Raw genomic sequence first — 21,669 nt, forward strand, 5'->3', positions numbered from 1 at the left:
GACCATGAAAAACGTAGGATTTTTATTCATCATCATAGCATTTGCTTCCTGCACGAAGGTATTGGATCAGACACCGGAATATACCATCGCAGAGGAGAATTTCTGGCAAACCGGTAACGACGCGGAGGGTGCGGCTATCGGCATTTATCCGGCAGTGCAGAGTCTTGCGCAGCAGTATCCGCTGGCATTTGATGCCGCCTCTGATGCGGCTGTGGCATTGCTGGCTAATTACAGTCCTTTTTCTACCCACGGGATACCGGTAGATAATCCAATCATAGCTGCTTACTGGCAAAATAACTATACAGGTATCGGCCGTGCTAACGATCTGCTGAAACATGTACCTGCCATGAAAGACAGCTTGTTTGCGCCGGGCCGCAAAGATCAGCTGCTGGGAGAAGCCCGTTTTCTACGTGGATATTTCTACTACAATCTGGTAAAAGCATTCGGGGCAGTACCACTGGTAACCGTGCCGTATACTTCTTTCAATGCCGACTTCACGATTGCACGTACCTCTACCGATAGTATTTATCAGCAAATTATTTCGGATCTGCAGGCGGCGGAAGCTACTTTGCCCGTTAGCTATGCAGCGGCAGCTTCTACCAGAGGCCGTGCCAGCCAGGGTGCAGCAAAAGCATTGCTGGCGAAAGTATACCTGAGCCAGAAGAACTACGATGCTGCAGCCGCTAAGGCACTGGACGTCATGAACAATACGTTGTATTCGCTTGTTAGTGGCAGTGCAGCATATGCAGGTATGTTTTCTCCCAATACTAAAAACAGTTCGGAAGCCATCTGGGAGATACAATATCTGAACGCTTCAGCACAGAACAACGGGTTATACAGTTTCTATATACCGGTAACCGGCGTACCTGCCGGTATACAAACAGGCAGCTACCAGATAGCGCCAACAGATACGATCGTTAAATCGTATGAAGCAGGTGATATCCGGAAGAATGCAGCACTGGGCGTGAGTGTGGCAGGGCCTAATAACCCGTCGGTACCGTATGTAAACAAATACAACCGGCTCACTAACGGAACAGAACCTGATATCATTGCATTGCGACTGGCAGATATCATCCTGGTGAGAGCAGAAGCATTGAATAACCTGGGCAAAACAGCAGATGCCACTGACCTGTTGAATATGATAAGAAGAAGAGCATTTGGTTTGCCGCTGACAACACCCTCAGCACATGACTATCCTCAGCCGTCGGACGGCACGCTAACACTGGCAATAGAGAAAGAGCGGTTTAAGGAACTGGCCTTTGAAGGGCAGCGTTTCGATGACCTGGTGCGTACCGGAAGGGCTACCGCCGTGTTGGGTATTAAGCCTGAGCAAACCCTTTGGCCCATTCCATTGCGTGAGATCGGACGTAACCCGAGGCTGGTGCAAAATCCTGGCTATTGATCACCCTCAAAATAAAATAGATGAAAAAAATTCTAACCGCTGCATTATCGCTGTTACTGGCCGCAGATGCCAGTTATGGACAGTATACCACTACCTGGGTAGGGAATACATATTCAGACGTAGCCAATCATGTTGGCAACTGTGCGCGTTCTATGTGGGTATCTCCGGAAGGAGTTGTATATACGGCTTCCGGGTGGGATGAAAAAGGGAGGAATATAGGAATCTATCAGAATGGAGCCACCCTGGGATCTATGGGAGGCAATAAAGAATCACAAGGCAGCGCCATAGGCGGAGATGCCACTTATATTTTTACGGCACAGGAAACACCTAACAGTGGAAAAGTAGGACGGTACAACCGTACTACCAAATTCCGGGATCTGTTGTTTGTTGGAAGTACCGGCACCGGCGACGCGATTAAAGGGATAGTCGTATCAGCAGGACGCGTTTTTGTTAGTGATTCCAGTGGTAGCCGCATCGCGGTATTTACCACCGGAGGAGTGCTGATACGGCAATGGCCGGTAACAACGCCAGGCCCTATTGCTATTGACAGTTCAGGTACGGTATGGGTGTCGCAGGTAAATACCGGTATTATCCGCAGCTTCGACTCTACCGGAGTGGCCGGCGTCACTTTCTCTATCGGCAGTAACTCGCAGATATCGTCGATGTATGCCGATAGCGCCCGGGGCCAGCTGCTGGTCGGAGATCAGGGGCCCGACATGAACATCAAAATCTACGGCAATCTAACGGGAACGCCTGTACTAACCGGCACGTTCGGCGTGCAGGGGGGATACCTGAATGAAAACGGCGCTATCAGAGGCGCTGTTGGAGCCAGGCGATTCACTCGCGTGGCGGGCATCGGAAGAGACGCTTCGGGCAAATTATACGTCCTGAATAATCCCTGGGGCGGTACCTGGGATCTGGGCCGCAATGGTGTAACAGATATTCATTGCTATAACGATACCACGTTGTTGTGGACCTTACAGGCATTGAATTTCGAAGGGAATGCCTCAGCAGATGCCGGCACTGACGGGCAGCTGTTGTACAGCGGGAATATTATTTATTCCTATACCGGCACCGACGGTGGGTCCTTTGTAGCCAATACCGTTGATCCTTACCGCTATCCTAAAGATGCGCGTATTCAGATGAACGATCATGCCAGAGGCGAACATTTCGGGCATCTGGCCAATGTTAACGGGCATCGTATACTGGTGGCCTGTAATCAGAATGCAGATGTTTTCTACACCTACTATTTCAATCCCGCTACTGATGGTTATATAGCGATTCCAAACGATACGATCAGTGCTATACGTAATGGTTTCTGCCTGGATTCGATAGGAGATATCTGGGTGTCGAAAGATAAAAGCAATGCCATACAGCACTATCCGCTTACTGGTTTTGCCGCAAATGGCAAACCTATCTACGGCCCCGTTATTTCCACGCCTACGCCGGCATCGATTGCGCGATTGAACCGGATAGAATACATTCCTGCCAGCGACGTAATGGTATTGGCGGGTGGGAACACCGACTGGACGCTGATAGGCAACCGCATCGAAGTATACAGGGGCTGGCTTGCAGGCAACAGAACTCCCGATACGGTCATCACATTGAGCAGGGCCCAGGCAAAATCAATGTCTGCCGCAGGCAATTATCTCTTTGTGGGTTATTATGCTATTCCGGAAATTGACGTCTTTAATCTTACAACCGGTGCGTTGGTACTTACCATGACCAGCGCTAATCCTGCTGTATACGTTGGTAACGACGTGGATTCTGAATATGGTATCAAAGCGTATCATCGCAGTAATGGTCAGTATATGATTACGAAAGATGATTACAATGCCAACAAGATAGTATTGCACCTGTGGACACCCGCGGCGGATTCCGCTACACCACCGGCAGCGCCGGCGCCGGCCATGAAAGCCACTACAGGCACCGTTCAGCTGAAAGTGTATCCTAACCCGACCACTAACATCCTGTACACAGATGTAAAACTGAATGATACGAAAGCATGCCTGGCGAACATCTACGATCTCTCCGGTAAAATTGTAAAAACCACTGCCATCAAAAGCGGTGAGCCGGTAAGAGTAGATGTAAGCAGCCTGCCGCAGAATGCCTATATACTGGTAATTACAGATGCTTCCAGCGGGCGGGCATTAGGTCAAAGTAAGTTTGTAAAGCAATAGATGAATGAAATATTTATGGATGCTGGTGCTGTTGCAGATAAGCACCCTGGAGATGTTTGCACAGATGAAAGCACCAGAGGAATGGGTAAATTATGAATCAGTTTTTGGCGTGAAAAACCGCCAGCGACACTATAACTACGATGTAGCGCTGATCCGGGCCTCCAACGCCACCAATGTGCTGTGGCCCGGAGAACAGCCCTCTTACACTATTCAGGTGGTGAACCAACTGAATGAGCCGATAAACACAACAGGTAAGATAGAAGTGATCAGCTATGGTACCCGCGGGCGCGCCGGTGATATATGGCTGCCAGAAATGGTAGACCAGGGGATTGTAGACTCTATCCCGGTTAAGATCAATATTCCGGCAAAAGGTTATGTGAACGTCGAGCAACTGTTGAAAGTACCTGAACGCTTTGGAGGTTATGCAGTGGTGATGGATCTCGGCCCCTATGGCCGGCGACTGGTAACAAGCCTCGTGCGTACCTATGCTGCCAATCCCCAGCGGATACAATATCCCAGACAATCGCTGGATGATATGGGCGCAGAATTCCTGCAACGTGTGGGAATACAGGCTATCAGGATGGGAGTGGATTACACACCGGTATCTGCTGCCGACTATCCCGCAAAGATGAAGGAGATAGAGAAGAAATTAAAAGAGTATCAGGAAAAGAATATCACGGTGTTACTAATGTTTGGAGCGGGATCCGCAGCCATGCCGCTGGGAAGGCCCCGATCATTCCTGGATTCGGGGAATGTAATGAAGAAAACCAAACAGGACTATGTATGGTTGCCGTCGGAAGACAAAGACTTTCACGAATTCGTATACCGGCTTTGCAGCAAATATGGTTGGCCCCGGGGACCAGTAACGGCGGTGTCGTTATGGAATGAGCCCTGGGAAGGATTGTCTATTTCCGGCTGGCAATCGGATATTCCGCGTTACCGGGAAATATATTCGGTAATGGCGCAGGCAGTATTGGATGCCCGGAAAAAAGGCGCAGATGTTTTGGTAGGAGGTGGGGATTCTAATTCCAATGCCTGGGATAAATTGTTTGCAGATGGTAAGATGACATTGCTGCCCGTTTTCGACTTCTGCTCCATACACTACCAGGGTATAGAATCGCCGGCCATCTACCCGGAATGGGTAAACCGGAAGTCGCCGCACGGAAGAGTGAAGATCTGGGATACAGAAAGCTGGGTCGGCAATACGGATGATCGTATAGGCCTTACCGTAGCCACCTGCCGTTCGGCTGGCTACGACCGATCCATGGGTATTTATGCCGGATATATGTATACCGGTGGAAGGGGCAGTGAGCACTTTACCCGTAAGATAAGAACCCCGCAGGGAATAACTGAAATCACGCGCATCCCCGATACCTGGTCGCAGGCAGCAGCATTGGCTGCAGTACAGCACCTGGTGGGAGAGCGGGATTTCCGGCAATTACTATTCACCAACGGGCTGCCCTGGGTAATGGTATTCGACGGATTAAACAAGCATCCTGATGATGGTACGGTGGTAGTTTGCGGAGATATAGGAGAGGCTTTTGGTCCGGAGCATGTGCTGTTCAGGGGGGTGAGAGGCCTGAATCAATCCGCTAAAACCGAAGGCGTTTACCAGCCGTTGATTGGTGGTAAAATGACCTTGCCGGCAGCGCATTTCCATTTGTACGATTTTTATGGCAACGAAGTTTTACCGGTTGCTGGTCATCTGGAGATACCATTGAACAGCCAGGGTTATTACCTGCGCACAGATGGCAGCCAGGGTTCTTTCGATCAATTGCTGGCAGCGATGAAAACCGCCAGGGTAGAAGGTTATGAACCGGTGGAAATTATAGCGAAGGATATGACCAGCCGTATTTCCAGGTTACCGGTAATGCAGTTGCAGCTTACCAATATCCTGAACAGGCCGGTAGCGGGTACCTTGAAAGTAACGCTGGGAGCACTGCAAATTAAAACACCCGATACGGTGAAACTGGCAGCCCACGAAACCCGCATCATCCCGGTGAAAGTAACCGGGGGCAATGAAACCCCGGATAACACATATCCGCTTGCCGTGCTGTTCGACGCCGGAGCTGATGGCAAAGCTACTCATAAAGAGAGTATGCACGTTAATGTTATATCACGGTTACATATAAACGTAGATGGGAAACTAGACGACTGGAAAACGGCTTTGCCGCAAACGGTGAGTAGCAGCGGAGCCGCCAGTGTGAGCTTAACAGAAGCGGCCTGGTATCCGTTCAAAAATTTCGACACGAAAGCCAACGGTTATGCCAACGGCTACTTCGCCTATGATGAACATTATTTTTATTTCGCCGCCAAGGTGGCCGACAGTACACCACATCCCGGTACTTACCGCTTTGAGCAGCGGCCGGACGATGAGTTCTTTTATCCCGATACCTCTTATGTAATGGACATGCAGGAGGCGCTGATCAATAAGGAAAGTGAAGCGCCGGCAACAGATTCGTCTGCCTTGCAGCTTCCGGCAGGCGAGGGCCGCATTATGCACTACCTGGAAAGCGGGGATAATACCAACTCATTCGGAGTAGATCTGCAGCTGCCATCGCCCATGCAGGTGGCGTTGTACCTGCCTAATCTTCGTGTATCCGGTATCGTGATAGAGGTCATTGACCAGACAACAGGCCGGAGGCTAATGTTCCGCCGCCTGAATGACTTATGGAACGGCACCTGGGAAGTACTGCAGCTATCAGGAAAAGTGCGCATCGTATTGCATAGCAACGCCTGGTGGTATACGCCTAAACTGGCAGCCATTATGTTCGACGCGCCAGCTAAGGATACCGGGGGGAAGGAAGACCTGGATACAAGAGGCTACTGGAAAGGCATATACGGTAAAGCCGGACACTACATAGTTGGATTGCCCGGGCAGCTACCTCGGGGAGTAGCTATGGACCTTGTTTATAAAGAAGCTAAAATTCCACTGGTATGGCCCGCGGGTGTGCGGCATTTCACCTATCGCAAAAATCCGGTTACTCCTGATAATTCAGGGTTAGGATATTCCTATGATAACGTGTTACTGGCCTTCAATGTTATCCCGGATGGAAAGGATGGAATGCTGGCATGCCCGCCAGGCACCATGCCCCGCTACACTGGCTATAAATGTACCGACTACGAATATGCCATGAATAAGGTAGCGCCACAGTATGGAGGCGGTACCGAAATATGGCGCCTGCTGGCCCCGGGATTAAACAGGAAACACTTCTTCCCACGTCAGCCTAAATCAGATAAGGAAGGCCCTGTAAAGAGCGGCAAACTGGTGATACGCCGGGAAGGAAATACCCTGATCACAGAATGCGCCATCCCCTGGGAAGAAATACCGGATGTCAAAGCAGCCATCGACAGCGGCAGTAAAATCAAACTCTCCTTCCGCGTGAACGATAACGGAGCTCCGGGAAGCTGTATGGAGCTGGCCAAAGAACGGAGTGTATCCAAGCTCAATGCCAGAGCCTTTCATCCCGACTGGAAAGTGCATTGGGCGAATGAAGTGGAGTTCGGAAAGGAATAGCTGTTGAATTAAGAATGGATAATGGGGAATTAAGAATTATGGGCGAAGACCTAAGCGGATATAATAATCATAATATCTACCTGGGTCTTCGCCCATAATTCTTAATTCCCTGGTTATCTATATCCGTATCAATATTATCGATGCTGATGGCCGGATCACAAACGGTTGCTATTTTACGTGCTCATAACACGAAAGATGAGCAATAAAAAGAAAGTGCTGGCCATCTGTGGCAGCACGCGTCAATCTTCTTCTAATCATCAGCTGATAGCTGCGATCACTAATCTGGCTGCTGACCAGTTTGATGTTGAGCCACTGGAGAACCTTGCAACCATACCGCATTTCAATCCGGACCTGGATACGGATCTTACCACGGTACCTGAACCAGTGCAGGAATTCCGTCGCAAACTGGCAGCAGCGGATGGGATATTGATTTGTACGCCGGAATATGCTATGGGCGTACCTGGTACCCTGAAAAACGCCATCGACTGGACTGTTTCCTCCATGCATTTCTCCCAAAAGCCCGTAGCGCTGATCACTGCCGCTACCTCAGGGCTTAAAGCGCACCAGTCACTCCTCGATACCTTACATGTGATTGAATCATATATTACTACCGATACCCAGCTGGTTATTTCAGGCATAAGAGTTAAAGTAAATGCGCAGGACGGAATAACGGATAAGGATACACGGGAACAGGTGAAGAAGTTGATAATAGCGTTAGCGGAAAATATGGAGAGGGTTCAGAATAGAGAATAGGGAATTAAGAATAAAGGGCGAAGATTAAAGCGTGTTTGGGTATCCACTTTAATCTTCGCCCTTTATTCTTAATTCCCTATTCTCTATTCTTAATTCACACTGTATTTCTTCTCATCAGTTACGCCCTTCCACGTATCTGTACGGAAAGGTGCTGCGGGGAATCCGTCCTTATTGAAAAGGTTATCTTCGATGTTGTCATCGGCCCAGCCGTAGCGTACTGCTACGGGATTGTTGACGTTGTCGGAGTATACGATAACGTTATTGCCACTCAGCACCGCTTTGGCGTAGTGGAACTGCTGATCAGCGCCGGCTACTTCGAAGCCGCGGATATAGCCATATTTATCTTTTACCATCAGGCCACTGCCCAGATGGTCAAAGCTCAGCGTTACCTTGTTACCGTTTACCTGCATGGATTGGTAGGTAGGGCCGGAGTAGACATTATTCTGCCCATAGGTTTGATGAAGTGCTGCTGCGGCGAGTCTTTTTCCTACATCCTGTTTATTCCGGGGGTGTATATCGTTTGATTCGCCTATATCCGTGATGACTGCCATACCGGTGTTAGGCGTGTTCAGGGTAAGGGTTTGCGCTTCCCGCAATTCTGCCCAGGTGCTGCCTTTGTGGCTGTCGCCATGATCAGCGCCATAGCTGGCGAGTTGTACAAAGTAGAAGGGGAAATCGCCCTGATTCCACAACCGGCGCCAGTCGCGGATCATCAGTGGAAACGACTGCCGGTACTGATATGCCCTGCCCGCATTGCTTTCGCCCTGGTACCAGATGGCGCCTTTGATGGCAAAGGGAAGAACAGGATGTATCATGGCATTGTAGAGCAGGCATGGGTAGCTGTTGGGGCCAACGCCAAAATTGGGCTCCATGACAGACGCAATACGGAATTTCCAGTCGCCCGCGAGCGATTGCTTCTGGCTGGCCGTACTCAGGAATACATTGCTGGCATCGCCGTAAAAGCCGCCGTTACCACCGCCATCTGTCACTTTAACCGCAATAACATTATTGCCAGGTTTCAGTACACCGGCGGGAATAGCGTATTTGCGAAGCTCATTGTATTTGTGCGTACTGCCCACCTGTACGCCGTTGATATAAGTTACGTCTTCATCGTCTACTGTACCGAGGCTCAGCACCGCTGCTTTAGCAGCATCTGCTTCGCTGACATCGAAGTTTCTCCTGAACCATACCACACCATCGAGGTTAGGCAGTTGCTGCTCTTCCCAATAGCGGGGCACCTGCATGGTTTTCCAGTCGTGGTCGTCGGCGTTGGCGGCCGACCAGCCGGCAGCAGTGGCGGCATCCGGGAGGCTGTTTTGTACTTTATTAATAGCCACCTGCAGATTGGCTTTTTGCACTTTGTTGAGCGAATCTACATTCAATACAGGTGTGCTTTTCATCAGATCCCGGAAGGCGTCGCTATTAGCCATTCCTTCATGACTGATCCAGGTTTCTACCATGGTGCCGCCCCAGGAGGTATGCAGCAGCCCGATGGGCACATGCAGCTGTTCGTTCAGGGCGCGGGCAAAGAAGTAGCCTACCGCTGTAAAATCGCCGGTATGTTCCGGGCTGGCGGCCTCCCATTTGCTGGGTAGTACATCGTTTTTAGGAGTAGCGGAGATATCTTTCGGAAGATAGAAATGCCGGATAGCAGGATTCGCTGAATTGGCCTTCTCTGCGTCTGCATTGAGCACATCATTTACATGAAACTCCATATTGGATTGCCCACTGCAAACCCATACATCCCCCATCAATATATCATGTACGGAAACATTATTAACGGTGAGCTCATAAGGCCCACCAGCGGTTTCCGGTGCCAGCAGTACTTTCCATTGGCCGTTCTTATCGGCTTTTACTGTTTTGGTCTGGCCATGGAAATGTACGGTTACTTTCTCGTTCTTATCGGCCCAACCCCATACCGGGATGGGTTTATCGCGTTGCAAGACCATATGGTCGCCAAAAATGTTAGGTAAACGAACCGCGGCATAACCGGAGGCCTGTGCCATAGCTACTGCCAGTAGTAAAACTGTTTTTTTCATAAGTGTCATTTTTCCGTGGAGATGTGGGGATAAATGTAATAAAGAGAGTTTTCATATTCATATTTTTTTGATAGAGGGGATAAAATAGGGGTTGTCTTAAAATTATATACAATTTAGGGTTAAAAGTGTAACAGCTCCGCCCCGTGTTGGTAGTAGCTTTGCATAAAATCAATTATTTATGTCAGCAACAATATCCGCGAAGCCTTTAGTCCGCGTAAAACATCAGACGATCAAAGAAACATTCCCGGTGCTGGAAATGACCTGCGCAGCCTGTGCTGTGAGCGTAGAATCGATGCTGAAGTCGGTACCCGGCGTAGCGGATGCCGGCGTTAATTTCGCCAATCAAACCGCCTGGGTACAATATGACCCGGCGGCTGCTAACCCGGAAGCCCTGCAGAACAGTGTACGCAGCATAGGTTACGACCTGTTGATAAATAAGGAAAACCAGGAAGAGGAACAGGCGGCAGCTCAGCAAAAGCACTACCAGTATATAAAACAGCGTACCATCTGGGCCGTGATATTATCATTGCCAGTGGTGATCATCGGCATGTTCTTTATGAATATACCCTACGGTAATTATATCATGATGGCCTTTGCCACCCCGGTGGTATTTGTACTGGGCCGTAATTTCTTCGTAAATGCCTGGAAGCAGGCCCGCCATGGTAAAGCAAATATGGATACCCTGGTAGCGTTGAGTACCGGTATTGCCTGGGTATTCAGTGTGTTCAATACATTTTATCCGGAATTCTGGCATCAACGCGGGTTACATGCTCACGTTTATTTTGAGGCAGCAGCCGTGGTGATTGCTTTCATCTCCCTGGGAAAACTACTGGAAGAAAAAGCTAAATCAAATACCTCATCTGCCATAAAAAAATTAATTGGCTTACAACCCAAAACAGTATTGCTGGTGGATGAAGCCGGTAAGACTACCGAAATTCCTATTTCAAAAGTAAAAGTAAATGACCTGCTGCTGGTGAAACCCGGCGAAAAAATACCGGTTGATGGAAAAGTAGCGGATGGCAGTTCTTATGTAGATGAAAGCATGATCAGTGGTGAACCGGTGGCAGTAGCCAAAAAAGCAGGTGATTCGGTTTTCGCCGGTACCATCAATCAGAAAGGCAGTTTCCGGTTCCGCGCCGAAAAAGTAGGCGCCGATACGCTGCTGGCCCAGATTATCAAGATGGTGCAGGAAGCCCAGGGAAGTAAAGCGCCGGTGCAGAAACTGGTCGATAAGATCGCCGGAATATTTGTGCCGGTAGTGATAGGTATCGCCATACTGACATTCATTACCTGGATGGTACTCGGCGGCGATAACGCTTTTACGCATGCCCTGCTTACCTCTGTAACAGTGCTGGTTATTGCCTGCCCCTGTGCGCTTGGCCTGGCAACTCCTACCGCTATCATGGTAGGCGTAGGAAAAGGAGCTGAGAATAATATCCTTATCCGCGATGCAGAAAGCCTGGAACTGGCACATAAAGTAAATGCCCTGATACTCGATAAAACCGGTACCATCACAGAAGGTAAACCAGTGGTAACAGAAGTGGTGTGGACAAACGGTGAAACAGCTGCGGAAGTATTATACACGCTCGAACAACAATCCGAGCATCCGCTGGCAGCTGCGGTAGTTGGGTATCTACAGGAAAAAAATACAACAGCCGTAACATTAGAACAATTCGAAAGTATTACCGGTCAGGGAGTAACCGGCAGGTATAACGGTAACGCCTACTTCGTAGGTAACAGCAAGTTGATGAAGGCCCGGCAGGTGAAAGTGGATGCCGGTATGCAGGCAAAGGCAGATGTCCTGCAGGAAGCAGCCAATACTGTGATCTATTTTGCAGTAAACAACCGCCTGTTGGCCGTCATCGCTATCGCCGACAAAATCAAATCTACATCTGCAGTGGCCATAGAAACATTACAACGCCAGGGTATAGAAGTATATATGCTCACCGGCGATAATGAACATACCGCCGCAGCAGTAGCCCGGGAGGTAGGTATCAAACATTATCATGCAGAAGTACTGCCTTCCTTTAAGGCAGCATTTGTAAAAGAATTACAGCAGGCTGGTAAAGTGGTGGCTATGGCGGGCGATGGTATCAACGACTCCCAGGCACTGGCCCAGGCCGATGTAAGCATCGCCATGGGTAAAGGTTCTGATATAGCTATGGATGTGGCTAAGATGACCCTTATCACTTCCGACTTGAACAGCATCCCCCGGGCGCTGAAATTATCAGGAAAAACTGTCAGCACCATTAAACAAAATCTCTTCTGGGCGTTTATATATAACGTGATCGGTATACCGATCGCCGCAGGTGTACTGTTCCCGGTAAATGGGTTTCTGCTGGATCCCATGATCGCCGGCGCCGCCATGGCGCTTAGTTCTGTAAGTGTGGTAAGTAACAGCCTGCGTTTGAAAGCGGCCCGGTTATAGACCAATAATTATATAAAAGGTATTATGAATTCTGTAATAGACCGGAGCGTGAGGGGAACTACCTTTACATCATCAATAAAGAACATAAAAATATAAGCATATGAAAAAGATATTAATGGCCGCCATTGCATCAGTAACCACTTTTATACAACCAGGTATGGCACAGGACAAAACCGTTTCTGCCCAGCTGTCACCGCTGCTGACTGCCTACTACGGTGTTAAAGATGCATTAATCAGTGGTAATGCCGGCGCTGCTGCCACCAACGCCACTGCATTTGAGAAAGCTGCCGCCGGAGTTGATATGGCTGCCATGCCACCAGCTGTACACGATGCTTATATGCCACTGGCCGATAAGCTCAGCACCGATGCCAAAGCCATCGCAGCCAGCGGAGATATCGGCAAACAACGCGAATACTTTAAAACATTCTCCGATAATTTTTATCAGCTGGCAAAAAAGGTAACACTTTCCACCAAGCCTGTTTACCAGGAATACTGTCCGATGAAGAAAGCATATTGGCTGAGCAGCAGCAGTGCTATTAAAAATCCGTACTTTGGTAACCAGATGCTGACCTGCGGAAAAGTAAGCGATACTATTCAGTAGTTTAATCCAGTATATGAAATTTGTATTCCTGAACTTTCTATTTTTAAGCCTGTGCAGTATGTTGTTTGCACAGGCTTCTTTTTCCGGTAAGCCCCGGGTGGTTCGCTACGATCTTTATGTAGGCGATACCATGGTGAATTACTCCGGCAAAATGCGCCACGCGCTGGCTATTAACGGTAGCATACCCGGTCCCGTATTGGAATTTACCGAAGGCGATACCGCCGAAATATATGTACACAATACGCTGAAAGAAGAAACCTCTATCCACTGGCATGGGCTGATACTGCCTAACCAATACGACGGTGTTTCCTATCTAACTACCCGCCCCGTCAAGGCCGGAGAAACACACCTTTACCGTTTCCCGGTAGTACAACATGGCACCTATTGGTATCACAGCCACACCATGTTCCAGGAACAAAGCGGTATGTATGGTGCTATCGTCATGCATAAACGAAATGAAACTCCCGGTAATGAATATACGTTGTTGCTGAGCGACTGGACCGATTTGCATCCGCATACCGTGAACCGTTATCTGCATAATGCGAACGACTGGTTTGCAATTAAGAAAGGATCAGTGCAGAGCTATGCAGAAGCCATTAAACACGGGCACTTCAATACCAAAGTCACCAATGAGTGGAAGCGCATGAACGCGATGGATGTGAGCGACGTTTATTACGAACGTTTCCTTGCCAACGGAAAGCCGGAGGCAACACATGCCGGATTAAAGGCCGGTGATAAAGTGAGGCTGCGCATTATCAACGGCAGTTCTTCCTCTTATTTCTGGCTGACTTATGCCGGTGGTAAGATTACAGTAGTGGCAAACGACGGCGCTGATGTAGAGCCGGTAGAAGTAGACCGGCTGATAGTAGGTGTATCCGAAACCTACGATGTGATAGTAACCGTGCCCGACAACATGCAGTATGAATTCCTGGCTACTGCTGAAGATCGCACCCGCTCTGCCTCCCTGTGGTTGGGCGATGGCATGAAGATGCCCGCTAAGCCGCTGCCTCGCCTGAAGTATTTTGAAGGTATGAAGATGATGAACGGCATGATGAAGATGAATGGAGATATGGACACCAGCGGTGGTATGCAGATGACCAACCAGGTGATGGATATGAATACCGTGATGTATCCGGAAATAACCGGTGAGGAAGCAGCAAAAGGGAAAACTTCCAGTGGGCACGATATGCATAACATGCCTGGAATGCAGATGGACAGCACCTCCGGAGATATCGTAACACTGAACTACGGTATGCTGAAAGCACCGGAAAAAACCACGCTCCCGGAAGGCCCGGTGAAGGAACTGCGTTTTGAACTGACCGGTAACATGAACCGCTATGTGTGGAGCATCAATAATAAAACAGTATCAGAAACCGATAAGATCCTGATCAAAAAAGGAGAAATTGTAAGGATCGTTTTGTACAACAATACCATGATGCGGCACCCGATGCACCTGCACGGACATTTCTTCAGAGTGCTGAACGGGCAGGGCGAATACTCACCGCTGAAAACCGTACTGGACATAATGCCGATGGAAACCGACACGATTGAGTTTGCAGCATCTGAAAGTGGCGACTGGTTCTTTCACTGTCACATCCTGTACCACATGATGAGCGGAATGGGCCGGGTATTCAGTTATGAAAATTCGCCGCCTAACCCGGAAGTACCTGATCCGGCAATGGCTTACAAAATGTTGAAACGCGACGATCGTATGATGCATACCATGGCCAGAGTAGGACTGGAAAGCAACGGCAGCGATGGAGAGCTGATGGTAGCCAATACCCGTTACCGCTTCACTACAGAATGGAGGGTGGGCCTGAACGACCGCCACGGCTATGAAACAGAAAGCCATTTCGGCCGCTATTTCGGGAAAATGCAATGGCTCTTTCCTTACATCGGTTGGGATATCCGTTACCGTAAGATGGATGAGCAGGAGAAAAATCTGTTCGGACAAACCAACACGAAAAATTTCAGACAGGTGGCACATATAGGTCTGGAGTACACGCTGCCTATGCTCATTGTTGCCGATGCCTCTGTTGATACCGACGGCAGGCTGAGGTTTCAGCTCAGCAGGGAAGATGTGCCGGTAACACGACGCCTGCGTTTTAATTTCCGTGTCAATACAGATAAGGAATATATGGCGGGCTTCAGGTACATCGTCACCAGGAATTTTGCATTCTCCACACACTACGACAGCGACATGGGGCTGGGCGCAGGCATAACTTTAAGCTATTAAAACGTATTACAGATGGAACATCAGCATACCACGCATGCAGGGCACGATCATAGCGCCATGCAGCATAATCAGCCAGCCGCCGGCCACGAGCACCATAACATGAATCGCGGCGGACATCATGATCATCATGCCATGATGATCGCAGATTTCAGGAAACGTTTTTATGTAGTATTGGTACTGACCATTCCGGTAATGCTGTTATCGAAAATGATACAGCACTGGCTGGGACTGACATTGGAATTTCCCGGCGATAAATATCTCTTGCTATTCCTCTCGTCAGTCGTATTTGTATACGGCGGATGGCCCTTCCTGAAAGGCTGGGCGGATGAAATGAAACAATGGGAGCCGGGGATGATGACACTGATCGGCTTTGCCATCAGCGTGGCTTATATATACAGCGTGGCTACCGTTTTCGGATTATCCGGCATGGACTTTTTCTGGGAACTGACCACACTGATTCTGATTATGCTGCTGGGGCACTGGATTGAGATGAAGTCCGTGGCCGGCGCATCCCGCGAGCTGGAGCTGCTGGTACAGCTGATGCCTGACGAAGCGCATCTGGTACATGGCGAGCACGTAATGGAGGTGAAAACCGCTGAATTGAAAGCAGGAGATGTGATACTGGTAAAGCCCGGAGAAAAAGTGGCAGCCGACGGAGAGATACTTGAGGGAAGTACATCATTGAACGAGAGTATGCTAACAGGTGAATCCAGGCCGGTAGAAAAGGGACGGAACGATAAGGTGATAGCAGGATCTATCAATGGCAACGGTGCTGTAAAGGTGAAAGTATCACATAGCGCAGCAGATTCCTACCTGTCGCAGGTAGTGAAGCTGGTACAGGATGCGCAGCAATCGAAATCGAAAACCCAGCTGCTGGCCGATAAAGCGGCTCGCTGGCTCACGCTGATCGCCATCCTGGCGGGAATCGTCACTTTCCTTTACTGGTGGCTGAATGGCTATGAGCTGTCGTTTGCCGTGGAAAGGATGGTAACGGTAGTTGTTATTTGTTGTCCGCATGCGCTGGGACTGGCCGTACCGTTGGTGATTGCCCGGTCTACCGCGCTTTCAGCGAAGCATGGTCTGCTGATTAAAAACCGTACGGACTTTGAGAATGCGCGCAGGATTACCACCCTGGTTTTTGATAAAACCGGTACCCTTACTGTTGGGCGTTTTGAAGTAGTAAGAATTGAACGTTTGCAGGATAATGTTACGGAAGATGAGATACTGGCGATGGCAGCCTCTCTGGAGGCGAGTTCCGAGCATCCGATTGCCACTGGTATTACCAGTAAGGCAGCCGGACTGGCACTCCGGATACCCGCCGCCGTTGATATAGCTGCCATCCCAGGCAAAGGGATCACCGGTACGGTGAATGGCCGGAAAGTACAGGTGGTAAGCCCGGGCTATCTTGCGGATCAGCACTCAAACCGGGACATCGCAAAGGACATTCGCGCCGGGGAAACGGTGGTGTATGTGATTGCAGATGGCGTTCCGGTTGGTTATATTGCCCTGGCCGATCAGATCCGGCCTGAATCTGCCGCCGCTATTGCCACCCTGAGAGAAAACCATATTAAAACCGTATTGCTCACCGGTGATAATAAGGTGGTGGCTGAAAGCGTCAGCAAGACACTTAATATGGATAGTTACATAGCCGAGGTACTGCCTCATCAGAAACTGGAAAAAATAAGGGAATTGCAGCACCAGGGGGAATTTGTGGCAATGACGGGAGATGGGATCAACGATGCTCCGGCGCTGGCCCAGGCCAATGTAGGGATTGCCATTGGAAGTGGCAGTGATGTAGCTGCTGAAACAGCCGGAATAGTACTGGTAAACAGCAATCCGCAGGATGTAGTGAACCTGATTCTGTTTGGGAGGGCTACCTGGCGTAAAATGATCCAGAACCTTATATGGGCAACGGGTTATAACGTAATAACCCTGCCACTGGCGGCCGGGGTACTGTATAAAGAGGGAATTTTGCTCAGTCCTGCTGCAGGCGCGGTATTGATGACCGTTAGTACAGTGGTCGTAGCAATTAATGCCAGTCTCCTGAAAGTTGGTGGAAAAAGGAATTAAATATTCCTTAACTTGCAGGGTAAGAACCGAAAGATTGCCGGTGAATAATGCGTAAAAGAAGACAGCTGTTACATTAGCCGGTAATCTGGCAAATACCTCAAAAAAAATAGCCATATGGACGTCCGCCAATTATTTCACTACGTTGTGAATATCGGAACATCCCGCCAGGATGAAGAACAGGCCAAAGTAACCCGGATGGTGAATACATTTTCCCTGATCACCATTAGTCTTTGTTTATTGTTTGGTGCGCTCATCTACCTGGGAACCGGAAAAACTGCATTGGTAATTCCTGCCTACATTGAAGCGTTGGTGTTTACTGTTGTGTTGCTGCTGAATCGCGTCAACAGGCCGGTGCTGGCCAGCGCTGCTTTCCTTACGATTAATAACATCGCAATAGTATATTTCAGCGCCATTCTCGGCATGTTAACGGAAGTGCATCTGTTGTTCCTTTTCCTGTTGGGTGCATCCCTGATGTTGTTCCGGAGCCGTGTGATGATAGGGATTAGCATTGCAGTGGGGTTATTGTCTGTTATCGCCTGTGAGATTAACTACTATTATACCTTCTTCACTCCCATGATTATGGGGCATGATCAGCAGTTCCTCATCCGCTGGGTGACCCTCCCGGCTATTCTCCTGCTGGATATTGCTACCATTTTCCTTTATGTGAAAAAGTTGAAAACCCTGAATACACGCCTGGCAAAGGCTACGGATGAAAAAACTATTTTCGTGAGGGAAACCAGCCATGAGATCCGTAATCCGCTGAATGCTATTTATGGCATCAGCCAGGATCTGATGTTAAAGGTACATAAAGAAGACAGGTATAATGAGCTGAAACCAGAGGTCGAGCACCTGTATGCTGCTACCCACAATGTACTGCAGATCATCAACAACGTATTGGCTATTTCCAGGATAGAGGATGGCGCCAACCATACCATCCAGGAGGAAGCTTTTGACCTGAGGGAATTGATCCGTGATAAAGCAATTGTATATCAATATATTGCGGATCTCCGCGGGGTAAAGGTGCGTGCAGAGATCCAGGAAGATATGCCGGAAGCGATTGTGGCGGATAAAGGTAAACTGACTCAGATCCTGAATAACCTGTTATTCAATGCCATCAAATTTACCCGCACGGGCAGTGTTATTTCGCTGGTGGTTTCGGGAGAAGCCGGACAGTGGCAGTTGCGGGTGAAAGATCAGGGCCAGGGGATCCCCGAAGGGGAACTGCTCACCCTGTTTACGCCGTTCAAGGCTGGCCGTAGCGACTTTGAAGGTACCGGACTGGGACTTCCCATTACCAAGAAGTATGTGGAAATGATGGGCGGAAAGATCTCCGTCACCAGCATACCGGGCGAAGGAGCTACGTTTATTGTACAACTGCCGCTTCGTGCCGCAGAAAAGCCGGTTCCTGCTACCATACCTGGTATGGTGGAACTTACGCTGCATAAGGGCCTGAAAAGCCTCATTATCGACGATAATGAAATGAGCCAGGTGATCCTGTCCAATTTCATGCGCCGCCTGGGATTCACCACCACAATTGCCTGCAACGGTGCAGAAGGAATTAACAAGGCAATGGATGAAAAACCGGACATTGTTTTCGTAGACAGCTATATGCCCGGCCTCAGCGGAGAGGATACGATCAGGTTGTTCCGCAACAATCCTGCTTTGAAAGATATACCGGTAATCGCCGTGTCCGGTGATGCCTTCCAGGAATCCATTGATGATATGATGAAGGCAGGCGCATCCGAATACATATCCAAACCGGTAGACCTGAAGCTATTGAACAGCACCCTGAACAAGCTGTTAGCTGTCAGCTAGCAGCGGTTTCTCACGCATACACATATTGATATCTCGTGGTATCCTGGCTGCTCCAGTCGATATTTCCCCGCATCATCAGCCCCAGGGAGGTAACATACTGCTCCAGCACGGGCCGCACTGTTGCCGAGCATAGGGCCGTAACCACCTCTGCTGTATTGCGGAAGAGGGCTACTTCGGTGTCGTGGATCTTTACTGCACGGGCTACTGCCTCCTCGAGGGAGATCTGGTGATGGTGTTTGAGCAGCATTACCAGGTTTAATTCATCTCCCAGTTCCCACTCTTTTGAAAATGAATAAAGGTCATTGGCCCAGCAGATGGTTTGTGCACAATACATGCCCAGGTTCTTTACCTGCCTGTTGGCACGCAGATCGGCCGGAAGATGGATGTCGTCCATCAATGTAGCCAGGTCAAGGAAGAAATTAGCGCCCCCTATCTGCGGCCTGTAGCGGATGTAGTCTTTCAGCGAAATACTCCGGGGATTGTCTACATGCTTCATCCGCCACATATTAGCGAGGAAAGCGTCTTTCAGGCTCCTGGCGAAGCGGGCCTGCCAGGGCCGGTGACTGACCTGGCGCATTCTCTGCCAGATATTGCTCATAGCAGCCAGGATAGGCCCCCCGGTTTGCAGGGTGAATTCCTGGTTTTCTTCCATGATCAGCATCATGTTTTGTACCATGCTCCGGAAGCCGGTATTGTACTCATTAGGCGTCAGGGCGTCGAGGTGATCATCCCAAAGGAAAAGCAAGGTGTTGAAATCACTGGCAATGCTGAGGGAAGAGAGAGAGGCATTGGGAAACATTCTCGCCACCATCCAGGTAAATTTTTGTTCGTGATAGGCATTCCAGGAATCTTCATCTTTTACCAAACCAAAGGCATGCACCCAGGAAGCAGTGTGAGCGTCTGCTTCATAAACATGCTGATTGAGCACTTGAGGGAATGGGCAATAGAGATCCGGGTGAGACGTTGATGTTAGCATGACAAATTGGATTTAAAAGGTGAATAGAATAAAAAATTGATATGTATAGTTATAAATGGTTTTCACTGCCCTGATTTACAAATTTATTAAGAGGAAGTACCCCCGAAAAAAGTATTTTCCCCGGGTAAAAACAGGCAGGGACTAGCGGCAATGACTATACGCAGGAGAGGGAAGGAAGAAGGAACTGTTGGTGAATGCAGCATTCAGATCATTGGGAAAGCTCGCTCAGGGCCGATTTAACACCCCTTTACTTACCTCCCGGCCTGCTTTATAAACTGCCGCAATCTTACGCGTATTCCGGATATCGGTAGCCGGATTGGCGTCCAGCAGCAACAGATCAGCTATTTTGCCTTTCTGAAGGGTGCCGGTATTATGATCGATGTTCAATGCACTGGCTGCATTCTTCGTAGCCGCTGTGATAGCCTGCAGCGGCGTTAATCCGGCCTGTACCATCAACTCCATTTCAAGGTGCTCTGAAAATCCCTGCGCGCGCACAGGCTGTGCACCGGAATCGGTGCCGAGAGCTACCGGGATACCCGCATCTGCCACTTTTTTTACATTTTTCATAGCTATCTCAAACGCATGCACGTTGCGCTGATACGATGGTGCATTTTTAATATTATGCTGATAGGAATCTGAGCTGATCATCTCGTAAACACCGGGCTCCAGAGAGGCTTTAAAGAAAGGATCATCGATCCATTCGGGCTTACGGGCATAGATATACGCATATTCGTCGAGCGACAGCGTAGGGATGTATACGATACCCCGGCTTTTCATCTGTTGTAAAGTGGCAGGATCTATTTCCTGGTCGCGTACACTATGTGCGATGATGTCGAGCCCGTTATTGATCAGGCTTTGAGCATCGGTAAGATAGTAAAGATGTGATGCTACCCGGATATGATGCTGGTGGGCGCGTGCGATAATAGCTTTGTAAATGCTGCCATCCATCTTAGGGGAACTGCCGCCAAAATCATCGACCCACATTTTGATCACAGTAGGTTTAAGCGGAGCGAGGCTGTCGACTTCCATAGCAGCCTGCGCTGCAGAAGCCGGGTGGTAGATGAATTTCATTCCCGGTCCGCCGCCAGCTGCCGTAAAGCCATATCCGGCGGAGTAGAGTCTGGCTCCGGGCAACAGGCCGTTGACAGAAGAATCCCGGAAGCCTGATTGAAAAAGCATCGGCTGATCGGAACCCATGACGAGTATACTGGTGACACCGTAACTGGTGTACTTCTTCAGCTGGGCAAGTATGTTATCGCGGGTATACGGATCTTTTGAATGGCCGCCAATCATCCCCACATGCACGTGGCTGCTGATAATGCCAGGCATAACGGTTTTGCCGGAACAATTGATCACCCTGGCGCCTGGCGCCTGCAAGTGAGATCCAATGGCAGCAATAGTACTGCCCGTGATGAGGATGTCTGTATGCGTTACAGGCTTGCCGCCGTTTCCGTCGATCAGCGTAAGATCTTTCAGCAGCAAGGCTTCCGGCATGCGGAGGCCAGGAAGGGTTGTCAACAGCAGGAGAACAAAGAGTACGTTTTTCATAGTATTGGCATTGAGTGAAAAACAAATCGTTACCGGCGGAATGCGATTCAAAGGTACTAATCCTCGTTGCTTCCTTCAATACTGATTCTTTTTATTACTTTTAA

General features: G+C 49.3%; 12 protein-coding genes. 9 read left to right on the forward strand and 3 right to left on the reverse strand.

What is annotated here, in order from left to right; genetic code table 11:
- The first annotated feature begins 4 nt into the window (after window positions 1–4).
- The 4 genes from UNH61_RS09240 (at window position 5) to UNH61_RS09255 (ending at window position 7,852) form a co-directional block, all read left to right on the forward strand.
- The gene (locus UNH61_RS09240; RefSeq protein WP_326991802.1) at window positions 5–1,402 is read left to right on the forward strand and encodes a RagB/SusD family nutrient uptake outer membrane protein; all 1,398 of its coding nucleotides are present in this window, start codon (window positions 5–7) and stop codon (window positions 1,400–1,402) included.
- A 20-nt stretch (window positions 1,403–1,422) separates the two neighbouring features.
- Window positions 1,423–3,582, forward strand: coding sequence for a T9SS type A sorting domain-containing protein (locus UNH61_RS09245; RefSeq protein ID WP_326991803.1), 2,160 nt, complete (start codon window positions 1,423–1,425; stop codon window positions 3,580–3,582).
- Window positions 3,583–3,586: 4 nt separating this feature from the next.
- Complete coding sequence (locus UNH61_RS09250; RefSeq protein ID WP_326991804.1) at window positions 3,587–7,099, forward strand: hypothetical protein; 3,513 nt, start codon at window positions 3,587–3,589, stop codon at window positions 7,097–7,099.
- A gap of 195 nt (window positions 7,100–7,294) precedes the next feature.
- Entirely contained in the window at window positions 7,295–7,852 is a 558-nt protein-coding gene (locus tag UNH61_RS09255) for an NAD(P)H-dependent oxidoreductase (RefSeq protein WP_326991805.1), read from the forward strand.
- An 89-nt stretch (window positions 7,853–7,941) separates the two neighbouring features.
- Here UNH61_RS09255 and UNH61_RS09260 read toward each other — a convergent pair whose 3' ends face one another.
- Window positions 7,942–9,891 (reverse strand): sialate O-acetylesterase, encoded by a 1,950-nt coding sequence (locus tag UNH61_RS09260; protein WP_326991806.1) that lies wholly within the window; start codon window positions 9,889–9,891, stop codon window positions 7,942–7,944.
- Between the two features lie 178 nt (window positions 9,892–10,069).
- Here UNH61_RS09260 and UNH61_RS09265 point away from each other — a divergent pair, with 178 nt between their 5' ends.
- The 5 genes from UNH61_RS09265 to UNH61_RS09285 all read left to right on the forward strand — a co-directional run bounded on the left by UNH61_RS09265 (window position 10,070) and on the right by UNH61_RS09285 (window position 19,041).
- The gene (locus tag UNH61_RS09265) at window positions 10,070–12,319 is read left to right on the forward strand and encodes a heavy metal translocating P-type ATPase (RefSeq protein ID WP_326991807.1); all 2,250 of its coding nucleotides are present in this window, start codon (window positions 10,070–10,072) and stop codon (window positions 12,317–12,319) included.
- Between the two features lie 100 nt (window positions 12,320–12,419).
- On the forward strand, window positions 12,420–12,920 hold the full coding sequence (locus UNH61_RS09270) for a DUF3347 domain-containing protein (RefSeq protein WP_326991808.1): 501 nt from the start codon (window positions 12,420–12,422) through the stop codon (window positions 12,918–12,920).
- Window positions 12,921–12,933: 13 nt separating this feature from the next.
- Window positions 12,934–15,156 (forward strand): multicopper oxidase domain-containing protein, encoded by a 2,223-nt coding sequence (locus tag UNH61_RS09275; RefSeq protein WP_326991809.1) that lies wholly within the window; start codon window positions 12,934–12,936, stop codon window positions 15,154–15,156.
- A 12-nt stretch (window positions 15,157–15,168) separates the two neighbouring features.
- Entirely contained in the window at window positions 15,169–17,226 is a 2,058-nt protein-coding gene (locus UNH61_RS09280; RefSeq protein WP_326991811.1) for a copper-translocating P-type ATPase, read from the forward strand.
- Window positions 17,227–17,340: 114 nt separating this feature from the next.
- Complete coding sequence (locus tag UNH61_RS09285) at window positions 17,341–19,041, forward strand: ATP-binding protein (RefSeq protein WP_326991812.1); 1,701 nt, start codon at window positions 17,341–17,343, stop codon at window positions 19,039–19,041.
- A 10-nt stretch (window positions 19,042–19,051) separates the two neighbouring features.
- Here the strand turns inward: UNH61_RS09285 and UNH61_RS09290 are convergent, their stop codons facing one another.
- Both UNH61_RS09290 and UNH61_RS09295 read right to left on the reverse strand, forming a co-directional pair.
- Complete coding sequence (locus tag UNH61_RS09290) at window positions 19,052–20,017, reverse strand: hypothetical protein (RefSeq protein WP_326991813.1); 966 nt, start codon at window positions 20,015–20,017, stop codon at window positions 19,052–19,054.
- Window positions 20,018–20,242: 225 nt separating this feature from the next.
- On the reverse strand, window positions 20,243–21,565 hold the full coding sequence (locus tag UNH61_RS09295; RefSeq protein ID WP_326991814.1) for an amidohydrolase family protein: 1,323 nt from the start codon (window positions 21,563–21,565) through the stop codon (window positions 20,243–20,245).
- Window positions 21,566–21,669 lie beyond the last annotated feature (104 nt).

This window comes from Chitinophaga sp. 180180018-3 (assembly GCF_037893185.1).
GTDB lineage: Bacteria > Bacteroidota > Bacteroidia > Chitinophagales > Chitinophagaceae > Chitinophaga.

Bases quoted from the DNA above. Each gene is read 5' to 3' on its own strand.
- UNH61_RS09250 (WP_326991804.1), top strand. From the start codon at position 3,587: ATGAAATATTTATGGATGCTGGTGCTGTTGCAGATAAGCACCCTGGAG.
- UNH61_RS09255 (WP_326991805.1), top strand. From the start codon at position 7,295: ATGAGCAATAAAAAGAAAGTGCTGGCCATCTGTGGCAGCACGCGTCAA.
- UNH61_RS09275 (WP_326991809.1), top strand. From the start codon at position 12,934: ATGAAATTTGTATTCCTGAACTTTCTATTTTTAAGCCTGTGCAGTATG.
- UNH61_RS09295 (WP_326991814.1), bottom strand. From the start codon at position 21,565: ATGAAAAACGTACTCTTTGTTCTCCTGCTGTTGACAACCCTTCCTGGC.
- UNH61_RS09285 (WP_326991812.1), top strand. From the start codon at position 17,341: ATGGACGTCCGCCAATTATTTCACTACGTTGTGAATATCGGAACATCC.
- UNH61_RS09240 (WP_326991802.1), top strand. From the start codon at position 5: ATGAAAAACGTAGGATTTTTATTCATCATCATAGCATTTGCTTCCTGC.
- UNH61_RS09260 (WP_326991806.1), bottom strand. From the start codon at position 9,891: ATGAAAAAAACAGTTTTACTACTGGCAGTAGCTATGGCACAGGCCTCC.
- UNH61_RS09280 (WP_326991811.1), top strand. From the start codon at position 15,169: ATGGAACATCAGCATACCACGCATGCAGGGCACGATCATAGCGCCATG.
- UNH61_RS09290 (WP_326991813.1), bottom strand. From the start codon at position 20,017: ATGCTAACATCAACGTCTCACCCGGATCTCTATTGCCCATTCCCTCAA.
- UNH61_RS09245 (WP_326991803.1), top strand. From the start codon at position 1,423: ATGAAAAAAATTCTAACCGCTGCATTATCGCTGTTACTGGCCGCAGAT.
- UNH61_RS09270 (WP_326991808.1), top strand. From the start codon at position 12,420: ATGAAAAAGATATTAATGGCCGCCATTGCATCAGTAACCACTTTTATA.
- UNH61_RS09265 (WP_326991807.1), top strand. From the start codon at position 10,070: ATGTCAGCAACAATATCCGCGAAGCCTTTAGTCCGCGTAAAACATCAG.